Here is a 10,646-nt window from a genome sequence, read left to right as displayed (position 1 = left end):
CCCCTGCCACTTGTGGTGAGCCTTCACTTATGGTTTCCTATCTCAGGGAGTAGGGTCAAAAATGAGCGAACCGTAAGTGATTATGGTGTCCCTCAACGCCGACAGAGATTATTTTGTATCGCCCATAAAGGTGGATGGGAATGGCCGGAAAAAACTCATCACTCTCATCCCTACACTGCTGGAGAAGCCCTCGGAGAATTGGCATTTATAGCACCTACAAACTCTAAATTTCTCACGCCCAGCATGGATGAATATATTAGAAAATATGAAAAAGCCTCTAAATGTGTCAACCCTAGAGATTTACATTTAGATCGACCCTCCCGAACTGTAACCTGTCGCAATCTCAGCGCACCCACCGGAGATATGTTAAGAATTCGCTTACCGTCAGGACGTAGACGACGGTTAACGGTTCGCGAAGGCGCACGTCTGCAAAGTTTTCCCGATTGGTTTGAATTTCAAGGCAGCGAAGACAGTCAGTGTAAACAGATTGGCAATGCTGTTCCACCCATTTTGGCCAAGTCGTTAGCGGTTAGGGTGAGGCTGTATTTAGAAAATAAGCTGCGATCGCCCTCTAAAAAATCTCTTCAGTTTCAGGAACCTATCCCGCTATGTTTTAATTTAAAAAATTAGAATAGTGTTGAGACAACTGAATAAACTAATTTTTTCGCTCCACTCAATTCCTCCAGAAAACTGAAGAATCGCGGTTGCCTGAACTAGAATAACCCGTGATGTTTCTGTTTTCGGAAGTGGGAAGGCCAGTTACTCTGTCAAAATTAATACAAACTAATACCATAGACCCTACGGATTGGGTGAAGGCGCTGCACTCTTGAACACGGCGTTGCTGGGTGTAAAAACGAGACGATCGCTACAGTCGGTCTGTTGTCTTTACTCAGGATATCCAGAGTCTCATTCAGTCTTAAACGGGTCCAAGAGACTATGCTTGTCTCGCGAAATCCCTATTTCACGGGGATTTTACCCTTGTAACTGCGCGGATCAGGGAGGGCGTTTTCCCGGATTGTCTTGAGGAAAAAAGTTTTAAAAATTTACCGGATTTTCTAGTATTTCTCTGTTTTTATTAAGTCGCAAATGACAAAAAAAGCACTAATTCATAAGATTTTAAAAAATATTCCTGAAATTTTTATGCTCACTGGTAGGAGGGAGTGACCAATTTACCCCTGCCATTTTCATGCTTAAGCAAGTAACCTTTGTTGTTTTTTTTAGTTTAGTTATTGGTACGGTAATTGGGGTGCCTCAAGTTAAAGACAATCTCAGTAAGACTACGGAATTTATCAGTTCAAATCATACCAATACCGTTGTTTCAGTCACTCAACAAAATCCGGATGAAAAAAAATGTACGATTCCTCGGGGTAGCGGTAGAAGAGATGATTGTTCTAGTGCAACATTTACACAACCCAGTTCCCAGGAAATGAGAACAGACTCTGTTGCCAGTTAATGAATATCAATTTTGAGCGGAACAGTGAAACCCAGTAGGTGATCTACTGGGTTTTTTCAGGGTGGGAAATTGTTTGGGAGTGATGTTCTGACTCGTGAGACAGGAGAAGGGGAGGTGATGCGGTGCGATCGCCTCTGATCCCTTCCCCAGTCCCCCGGATTCAGGGACCCTAACCCTCTACAACTCCTCTTCAATCCACTGATGTAGCGATCGCCTCTCAACGAATGCAACAATAGAGTACCTGTTCACTCAATGAAAGTCGTTAACTAACTCATGCCTGCTGTTCCTGAATCCCTCTCCGGTAACCAAATCCGCGACAAGTTTCTCAATTTTTATGCCGCTAGGGGTCATCAAATCCTGCCGAGTGCCTCTTTAGTCCCAGAAGACCCTACGGTTTTACTCACCATCGCCGGGATGCTGCCGTTTAAACCCATTTTTCTCGGACAACGCACTCCGGAATTCCCTCGCGCTACCACGTCCCAAAAGTGCATCCGCACCAATGATATCGAAAATGTGGGACGCACTGCCCGCCATCATACCTTTTTTGAGATGTTGGGCAATTTTAGCTTTGGGGATTACTTCAAAGAACAGGCGATCGCCTTTGCCTGGGAACTCTCCACCGAAGTCTATGGACTTCCTGCGGATCGCATTGTTGTCAGTGTCTTCCGCGAAGATGACGAAGCGTTCAATATCTGGCGGGACAAAATCGGCATTCCTCCCCATCGGATTAAGCGGATGGATGAAGCGGATAATTTCTGGGCGTCGGGTCCCACGGGTCCCTGTGGTCCTTGTTCGGAATTGTATTATGACTTTCATCCCGAACTCGGGGATGACAACCTAGATTTAGAAGACGATACCCGCTTCATCGAATTCTATAACCTGGTGTTCATGCAGTACAACCGGGATGCGGAAGGCAATCTCACCCCGTTGGCGAAAAAGAATATTGACACGGGATTGGGGTTAGAACGGATGGCGCAAATCCTTCAAAAAGTTCCCAACAATTATGAAACGGACCTGATTTTCCCGATTGTCAAAAAAGCGGCGGATATTGCGGGAATTGATTACGCCAAGGCGGATGAAAAAACCAAAGTTTCTCTGAAAGTGATTGGGGACCATTCTCGCGCCGTGGTGCAGATGATTGCCGATGGAATTACTGCCTCTAATATTGGCAGAGGGTATATTCTGCGTCGGTTAATTCGTCGGGTGGTGCGTCATGGACGATTAATTGGCATTGAAGGTGTGTTTACTCCCGAGGTGGCAGAAGCGGCGATCGCCCTGGGAGAAGGGGCCTATCCCAATCTGCGCGATCGCGAGGCGAGTCTGAAGGCGGAACTCCAACGGGAAGAAACAAGGTTTTTGGAAACCCTAGAACGGGGTGAAAAACTGTTAGCAGAATTGATGGAGAAAAACCCCAAAGAAATTCCGGGACGGGATGCGTTTATCCTCTATGATACTTATGGTTTCCCTCTAGAACTGACCCAAGAAATTGCGGAAGAACGGGGAATGACGGTGGAATTGCCTGGGTTTGAGGAAGCAATGGAAGAACAACGGGTGCGATCGCAAGCGGCCCATGAAACCATTGATCTGACGGTACAAGGCAGTTTAGATAAACTCGCCCAACAGATCAACGCCACGGAATTTTTAGGCTATTCTGAACCTGTGACCACCTCAGAAATAACGGTTATTTTGATGGGGGGGAACTCTGTCGAATCCGCAACCTCTGGCGATCGCGTTCAAATCGTCTTAGATAAAACGCCCTTCTATGCTGAATCCGGGGGACAAATTGGCGATCGGGGATTTCTCTCGGGTCAAGATAGCTTGGTTCGCATTGAAGAGGTGAAAAAGGAATCGGATTTCTTTGTTCATTTCGGACGGATTGAACGCGGAACCATCTCGGTTGGCGATCGCATTACCGCTCAAATTGACCGCGCTTGTCGTCGTCGCGCTCAAGCCAATCATACCGCAACTCACTTGCTGCAAGCGGCCTTAAAATTGCTGGTGGATGAGGGAATTTCTCAAGCGGGTTCCCTGGTTGATTTTGACCGTTTGCGCTTTGATTTCAATTGTCCTCGTTCCCTGACTCCGGAGGAGTTGAAACAAGTTGAGGACCGGGTGAATACTTGGATTGCGGAAGCGCATCAAGCGCAAATTGAGATTATGGGACTGACGGAGGCGAGGGCAAAAGGTGCAGTCGCCATGTTCGGTGAGAAGTATGCCGACGAAGTGCGAGTGATTGATTTTCCCGGGGTTTCAATGGAATTGTGCGGGGGAACTCATGTGAGTAATACCTCTGAAATTGGCGCGTTTAAGATTGTTTCAGAATCGGGGGTTGCCTCCGGGGTCCGGCGAATTGAAGCGGTGGCGGGACCGGCGATTTTGGACTATTTGGAAGTGCGTGATCGCGTGGTTCGGGAATTGAGCGATCGGTTTAAGGTGAAACCCGAGGAAATTTGCGATCGGATCGATAGCATCCAAGGAGAATTAAAAGCCACTCAAAAGCAATTAGACTCCCTCAAATCCGAATTAGCCATTGTTAAATCAGAGCAATTACTTGTAGATGCTGAATTTATTGGTGAGTTTAAACTGATTGTTGCCAATCTCGGCGAAGTGGATGCAGATGCGTTAAAAACTGCGGCGGAACGGTTACTCCAAAAACTCGGAAATGGGGCGGTTGTTTTGGGTTCAGTTCCCAGTTCTGATAAAGTCAGTTTAGTGGCTGCCTTTAGCAAAGAAGTGAATGCCAAAGGATTGCAAGCGGGTAAATTTATTGGTGCGATCGCCAAAATTTGTGGTGGCGGTGGCGGGGGACGCCCGAACCTGGCGCAAGCGGGGGGACGGGACCCGAACCAGTTAAAAGAAGCATTAGAGACGGCTAAAACCCAGTTAAAAGAAGGGTTGCAGTAACGTCAATCGGGTGGGCCTTTGCCCACCCTTGCCGCTAATTTCGACAAGCCAAACGAAGCAACGATTGCTATGTGTTTCGTGAGTTAAAGAAACCGGGTTTCTTTCATAAATTTAGGGCAAGAGACAACACTTATCGCAGAAACCCGGTTTCTGGTCCCCAAAGTTAAAGAAACCGGGTTTCTTTCATAAATTTAGGGCAAGAGACAACACTTATCGCAGAAACCCGGTTTCTGGTCCCCAAAGTTAAAGAAACCGGGTTTCTTTCATAAATTTAGGGCAAGAGACAACAATTGTCGCAGAAACCCGGTTTCTAGTCCTTATACTGCGGATTTCTGAGCATGAATCACTTGCAAACTGCCCCCGGCATAGAGTCGGGGAGAATCAACTTTAAAGCCAATTTCTTGCAACAGTTCGGGTAAATTAGTTTGGAGTAATTGCCAAGCGGTTTCGGTTTCAAAGAGCCAGAAAAATAGAGCCAATCCAGGCCAAAATAGGGGATTGGTGGGCGGATGAAAATCCACGATCGCAAATGTTCCTCCCGGCTTCAGGACCCGATACACTTCCTGAAGAATTTGCCGCAATTGCTGGGGATCCATTTCGTGCAGGGCGGCGCTGGTATGCACAAGGTCAAATTCACCGTCGCCAATGGGCATATTTTCGGCGAAGGCTTCAATGTAGGAGGCTTCGGGGACATTGTTTCGCGCCCGATTTAAGGAAAGGGGAGAGGCATCCAAGCCGGTGACGTTCTGGGAAGATTGGACGAGATAGGCGGTGGCTTGACCACTCCCACAGCACAAATCTAGGATTTTGCTCTCAGGATGGAGGGTGAGCCCTTGGAGGGCTAACTGACGAAAGCGAGATTCCCCTCCGACGCTGAGGGCGGCGATGCGGGAGATGCCATCGTAAAGCCACTGATAGCGATAACTCCAGTCTCTTAAAATTGTAGCCACGGATACCCCCTTGAATAAAAATGGATAAAAATGCCGATTTAACTCAAACTGTGACTTAATCAACGGTATTATTGTTAAAATAAGTAAACAATAATGAAAACACTAAGGAAACTGTGACTGCTATGGGCCGTGTAGGGGTACTGTTACTAAATTTAGGTGGGCCGGAGCAAATTGAAGATGTTCGACCCTTTTTGTACAACCTGTTTGCTGACCCGGAAATCATTCGCTTGCCTTTTCCGTGGATGCAAAAACCCCTAGCATGGCTGATTTCCAGCCTGCGGCATAAAAAATCCCAAGCCAATTATATGGAAATTGGCGGGGGTTCGCCTTTGCGTCGGATTACCGAGGAGCAAGCGATCGCCCTGCAACAAAGTTTACAGGACAAAGGACAGGAGGTGCAGGTGTACATCGGAATGCGCTACTGGCATCCGTTCACGGAAGAGGCGATCGCCCGCATCAAGCGCGATGGCGTCGAACAATTAGTCATTCTCCCTCTGTATCCTCAATTTTCCATCAGCACCAGCGGATCCAGTTTCCGATTATTAGAAAAAATTTGGTCCGACGACCCCTCTGTGGCCCCCCAAGAACACACGGTTATCCCTTCCTGGTATCAGCGTCCCGGTTATCTGCAAGCGATGGCGCAATTGATCGCCCGAGAACTGGATGGGTTTGAAAATCCCGACCAAGTGCACATTTTCTTTAGTGCTCATGGGGTCCCAGTCAGCTATGTGGAAGAAGCAGGCGACCCTTATCAGCAGGAGATTGAGGAATGTACAAGACTGATTGTACAAACCCTGAATCGTCCCAATCGTCATACCCTCGCTTATCAAAGTCGCGTGGGTCCGGTGGAATGGCTCAAACCCTATACGGAAGATGCGATCGCCGAATTAGCAGCAGAAGGGGTCAACGATTTACTGGTGGTGCCGATTAGCTTTGTCTCGGAACATATCGAAACCCTCCAAGAAATCGATATGGAATATCGAGAAGTGGCAGAAGAGGCGGGAATTGAAAATTTCCATCGCGTCCCGGCGTTGAATACCCATCCGGTATTTATCGAGGATTTAGCCAATTTAGTCGTAGAGGCGATCGATGCACCACCCTTGACCCTGGATCAGGTGATGCGTCCTCAGAAAAACTTCAAAATGTATCCCCAAGAACGTTGGGAATGGGGAATGACCACCGCTGCGGAAGTCTGGAATGGACGACTGGCAATGCTGGGGTTTATGGGACTATTAATTGAATTAATCAGCGGTCATGGACCGTTACATTTTATCGGATTGCTGTAGTTGCTGCCGGAGACTGAGGGATTTCTCAGTAACCGGCAGGGCCTAATTAGGGATAGAGATTCCCCAGAGTCCCCGGGTGGCCGAACTTTAATCCGGTTCGGTTTTATTCTGACGCGGATTTTTCCGCGCACCTTGCTGGATATACCACCGATACCACTCCTGGGAGGAACGAATCGCTAACCACAATAGGAGTAAGGCAATAATACCGCCCTCTGTCGGTGAGTCGAAGGCGAAGAGAACGAGACAAACACATAAAGCATCTTGAGCGAGAATCGCCCAAAGGGGTAATTTCCCGAGGCGATAGAACCACCCGACTTGGACCAGTTGGAGCACTAGGGCCAATAATCCCCCGATAACGCCAATCAAGGCCACAATAAAGGTGGGGGCATCACTGTCGTCCCGAAAACTCGCCGCGGCGATCGCCATCCCCATAATTGCTCCCACAAACGGACTAAACAGCAGTTGCACGTTTTGGAGGAGGCGCTGTCCCCAGGGTTGTTTCGAGGCGAATAGTTCAAATAAGGACCAACTCACCAGAACCCCGATCGCCACCTGGGGGGAAATCTGCGACAGGAAGGGAACTTGGGACCATAATTCATCCGCATTTAACAAACCGATTAACAGCAGCGGTAGGGCAATCCGCAGACCCCCTGCTGCTGAGGCCGATAGCGCCGCTAGGAGTGGAATCATCATATTGGCAATTTAGTCTCTTGGAATCTTATGGTTTCCGCTCATCCAGTCCAGCTATCGGAGTTTGAACCCTCGGCGATCGTTGATCGGTTTTCGCCGCAACTCTCGAAGTGGGTTGCGATCGCATCCTACCTTGCTGGGGTTTTGCTGCATCCCCTGTTCCTAGTTTAAATGCTTAGGCGGTGATCTGCCTGCCATCCCCTTTGGCCCTTTCGGCTTTTCTCTCCCTCTGCATGGTTACTCCCCACCTAGACCTGCCTTTTAAAGGATGTTCTTTTTCCGGGCATTAAATGCACTTTTATTCTAAATATTCATGGGGATCGACGAGTTCGATACAGGTCTCAACGAATTATCCCTGAAATTGGCCGGAATCGCCCCGTTTAAATATCCTAAAATTTTGCTAAAAACTGTATAATAAACTACAGTAGTGCGTTGAGAACAAACCCAACTGCCCTGTATTTTTACAGTATAAGCCTAAAATATCGGTTTTAATAATTTTATATTTTAGGCTTATCAATAACTGAAAACGCCTCAAGGGGGTCTCTTTGGACTCCTGCAAGAGGCTCATCGTCAGATTCACAGGACTTGAATTTCCCTCGGTGAGTAGAAACCTAGGGTAATTCAGGGTTTGAGGACCAGCGCGATCGCCAATATGGAGAACACTAAAATGTCCGATTCACTCTTTGCCGATGCCAGCAAACGCTTAGAACGGGCCATGAAATACGTCTCGATTTCCGAAGACGCCCTCGAATATCTTAAATATCCTAAAGCTAGTTTAAACGTCTCCATTCCCGTGCGAATGGATAACGGTTCCTTACGGATTTTTCAAGGCTATCGGGTGCGCTACGACGATACAAGAGGTCCGGGAAAAGGAGGCGTCCGGTATCATCCCAATGTTTCAATGGATGAAGTCAAATCCCTCGCCTTTTGGATGACCTTTAAATGTGCAGTTCTCGACTTACCTTTTGGCGGTGCAAAAGGCGGCGTTACCGTCAATCCAAAAGAACTTTCTAAACTGGAATTAGAACGATTAACTCGGGGTTATATTGATGCGATCGCCGACTTTATTGGCCCGAATATCGATATACCCGCCCCAGATGTTTATACTAACCCCACCATCATGGGCTGGATGATGGATCAATATAATATTATCAGTCGTTCCCTCAATCCCGGCGTTGTTACCGGCAAACCCGTCACCCTAGGCGGCAGTTTAGGTCGCGATACCGCCACCGGCAGCGGGGCCTATTATGTCATTGAAGCCATCATGGCCAAATTTGACCGACTTCCCCATCAAACCACCGTTGCCGTTCAGGGATTTGGCAATGCCGGTTCCGTAGTGGCCGAACTCCTCGCTAAAGCGGGATACAAAGTGGTTGCCGTCAGCGACTCGCAAGGGGGAATTTATGCCAAAAAAGGGCTAGATATTCCCAGCATTCTCCACTACAAAAAATCTAACCCGGGGATTCAAGCCGTTTATTGTAAAGACACGGTTTGTAATATTGTAGAACATGAAATTATCACCAATGAGCAACTGTTGGCCTTAGAGGTGGATATCCTAATTCCCGCTGCCTTGGAAAATCAAATCACAGAAGCCAATGTGCAAGATATCAAGGCAAAATATATCTTTGAAGTTGCCAATGGACCGATTAGTTCCGGGGCCGATCGCATCCTAGAAGACCGAGGCATTTATGTCGTTCCCGATATTTTAGTCAATGCCGGAGGGGTAACCGTCAGTTATTTTGAATGGCTGCAAAATCGCAGCGGTTTGTATTGGGAATTGGAGGAAGTTGAGGAACGTTTGCAGAAGAGAATGCGAAAAGAAACGGAGAAAATTTGGCAGATTGCTGATGAATTCTCCATTTCCATGCGAACAGCTGCCTATGTGCATGGGTTAAACCGTCTCGGAGAAGCCCTCAGCGCCAAGGGAACCCGGGATTATTATGTGAAGAAATAAGTCAGAATCGGACTCAGAGGGCGGTGGTAGGTTCCAGAACAACTCAGCCACCGCTGACTGGGAGTAGAAGCCAGGGTCATTGAAATCCGGGTCAATTCATGCTAGGGTAAGTGTCAAGATTTAACCGAAAAGCTAAGGGGGCGATCGCCTCAGCAACGGGGGGGTGTGACCCGGGGTCTGACCGGACATCGGGCGATCGCATCGGTCCCGGACCAACTCTGGTGATGAATTGGATAAAATAAGGTTAGAAAAAACGGAGAGTTTCAGCCATGACTAAAGGGATTTATACCTTAGCCAATGACGTCGTTTATAACCAGCTTGTCGCCCTTTTAAACAGCATTGAAGTCAATGTGGGGCCAAACTTTCCCGTTTGTGTGGTTCCTTACGACGATCGCATTGAGAAAATTCGAGCCGAAATAGACACCCGAACTAACGTCACCCTCCTCACGGATACCCAACGAATTTCTCGCTGGGACGAGTTCGCAGATCAGGCATGGACTACCCATCCAACGGCCAAGAAATCCTGGGCAGAACAAGGCATCAAAGGGGTGCATCGCAGCGGCACCCATCGCCGCTATTGTGCCTTCGATCCCGAAAGTCCCTTTGAAAAATTTATCTACTGTGATGCCGATATTGTCGTCCTCAATTCCTTAGAGCTCATTTTCAATGCCCTAGAGCAACAAGATTTTGTCGTTTATGACTTCCAGTATAAAGATCTATCTCATGTTTTTAATGGTCAGTCCGACAAATTAAGACAACTATTCAAACCGGAAGAAATTGAGCGAGATATTTTTTGCTCCGGGTTCTACGGCAGTAAGCGTGGGTTGTTTGACGCGCAGCAGCGTCAGGGGTTGTTGTCGAAATTATCGGAGGGAGAGGGAGAGGTTTTGTATCCCAATGCCCCGGATCAAACGCTTCTCAATTATATGAGAATGAGATTAGGAATTCCCTTTTATAATTTAGTGTTTCATTTGCCTAAAGAACAAGTCACCGGCAACTCCGTGACCTCTCCCCACTTCGAGATGAGAGATACATCAGTTTATGATAAAGGACAACAGTTGACCTATCTCCATTATATTGGCCTCTCTTCCAAACTGTTCGATCGCCTCTGTGCCGGAGAAAATATCGATGTTCCCTATCGCGATATCTTTTTACATTATCGGTACTTGCACGAACCGTCCCAGCGACCTCAGTTTACCACCCCACCCAAACCTTACAATACCCCTCCGAGTCTAGTCAATCGTGTGATGAGAAAATTAGGATTAACCCGGTGAGGAAAAGAAGGATGAGTCTCGGAAGTTATAGGGTTGCCAATACTTGGGGGCAGGAGCAAACGATCGCCCGGCTGAATAGCATTCGGTTGTATGACCCAGAGACTGCGATCGGGATGATTCCCGGTCATTAAAACT

Annotated in this window: 10 protein-coding genes; 8 read left to right on the top strand and 2 right to left on the bottom strand. The window is 47.7% G+C overall.

The annotated features are described in order from the left end of the window. The 3 genes from NG795_RS15810 to alaS form a co-directional block, all read left to right on the top strand. Positions 1–630 (top strand): DNA cytosine methyltransferase (locus NG795_RS15810; RefSeq protein WP_367289608.1); only part of this gene is annotated, 630 nt, incomplete at its 5' end. Between the two features lie 556 nt (positions 631–1,186). Then, positions 1,187–1,453, top strand: a complete 267-nt coding sequence (locus NG795_RS15805) for a hypothetical protein (protein ID WP_367289607.1) — start codon at positions 1,187–1,189, stop codon at positions 1,451–1,453. A gap of 273 nt (positions 1,454–1,726) precedes the next feature. Continuing rightward, positions 1,727–4,357: an alanine--tRNA ligase gene (gene alaS / locus NG795_RS15800; protein WP_367289606.1), complete on the top strand. Its 2,631-nt coding sequence runs from the start codon at positions 1,727–1,729 to the stop codon at positions 4,355–4,357. A 317-nt stretch (positions 4,358–4,674) separates the two neighbouring features. On the opposite strand, the gene NG795_RS15795 is transcribed toward alaS, so the two are convergent. Further along, positions 4,675–5,307, bottom strand: a complete 633-nt coding sequence (locus tag NG795_RS15795) for a class I SAM-dependent methyltransferase (protein WP_367289605.1) — start codon at positions 5,305–5,307, stop codon at positions 4,675–4,677. A 122-nt stretch (positions 5,308–5,429) separates the two neighbouring features. Here NG795_RS15795 and hemH point away from each other — a divergent pair, with 122 nt between their 5' ends. Then, positions 5,430–6,593 (top strand): ferrochelatase, encoded by a 1,164-nt coding sequence (hemH, locus tag NG795_RS15790; RefSeq protein ID WP_367289618.1) that lies wholly within the window; start codon positions 5,430–5,432, stop codon positions 6,591–6,593. 87 nt (positions 6,594–6,680) lie between these two features. On the opposite strand, the gene NG795_RS15785 is transcribed toward hemH, so the two are convergent. Continuing rightward, positions 6,681–7,283: a DUF4126 domain-containing protein gene (locus tag NG795_RS15785; protein WP_367289617.1), complete on the bottom strand. Its 603-nt coding sequence runs from the start codon at positions 7,281–7,283 to the stop codon at positions 6,681–6,683. A gap of 30 nt (positions 7,284–7,313) precedes the next feature. On the opposite strand from NG795_RS15785, the gene NG795_RS15780 reads away from it, so the two are divergent. From NG795_RS15780 to NG795_RS15765, 4 genes are all read left to right on the top strand, one after another. Beyond that, positions 7,314–7,454, top strand: a complete 141-nt coding sequence (locus NG795_RS15780; protein WP_367289604.1) for a hypothetical protein — start codon at positions 7,314–7,316, stop codon at positions 7,452–7,454. 496 nt (positions 7,455–7,950) lie between these two features. After that, on the top strand, positions 7,951–9,237 hold the full coding sequence (locus tag NG795_RS15775) for a Glu/Leu/Phe/Val family dehydrogenase (RefSeq protein WP_367289603.1): 1,287 nt from the start codon (positions 7,951–7,953) through the stop codon (positions 9,235–9,237). A 110-nt stretch (positions 9,238–9,347) separates the two neighbouring features. Beyond that, positions 9,348–9,479 carry a hypothetical protein gene (locus tag NG795_RS15770; RefSeq protein ID WP_367289602.1) on the top strand — a complete coding sequence of 44 codons (132 nt, stop codon included), beginning with the start codon at positions 9,348–9,350 and terminating at the stop codon, positions 9,477–9,479. A 27-nt stretch (positions 9,480–9,506) separates the two neighbouring features. Further along, a complete protein-coding gene (locus NG795_RS15765; RefSeq protein WP_367289601.1) occupies positions 9,507–10,511 on the top strand; it encodes an Npun_R2821/Npun_R2822 family protein in 1,005 nt (334 codons plus the stop codon). Positions 10,512–10,646 lie beyond the last annotated feature (135 nt).

Source organism: Laspinema palackyanum D2c (genome assembly GCF_025370875.1).
In the GTDB taxonomy this organism is placed as follows: Bacteria; Cyanobacteriota; Cyanobacteriia; order Cyanobacteriales; family Laspinemataceae; genus Laspinema; species Laspinema palackyanum.
Note: the sequence above shows the minus strand (reverse complement) of the source record. Positions and strands in the feature narration are given on the sequence as shown.

Coding starts and splice junctions, on each gene's coding strand:
- NG795_RS15805 (WP_367289607.1), top strand. CDS start 1,187: ATGCTTAAGCAAGTAACCTTTGTTGTTTTTTTTAGTTTAGTTATTGGT.
- alaS (WP_367289606.1), top strand. CDS start 1,727: ATGCCTGCTGTTCCTGAATCCCTCTCCGGTAACCAAATCCGCGACAAG.
- hemH (WP_367289618.1), top strand. CDS start 5,430: ATGGGCCGTGTAGGGGTACTGTTACTAAATTTAGGTGGGCCGGAGCAA.
- NG795_RS15785 (WP_367289617.1), bottom strand. CDS start 7,283: ATGATTCCACTCCTAGCGGCGCTATCGGCCTCAGCAGCAGGGGGTCTG.
- NG795_RS15780 (WP_367289604.1), top strand. CDS start 7,314: ATGGTTTCCGCTCATCCAGTCCAGCTATCGGAGTTTGAACCCTCGGCG.
- NG795_RS15775 (WP_367289603.1), top strand. CDS start 7,951: ATGTCCGATTCACTCTTTGCCGATGCCAGCAAACGCTTAGAACGGGCC.
- NG795_RS15765 (WP_367289601.1), top strand. CDS start 9,507: ATGACTAAAGGGATTTATACCTTAGCCAATGACGTCGTTTATAACCAG.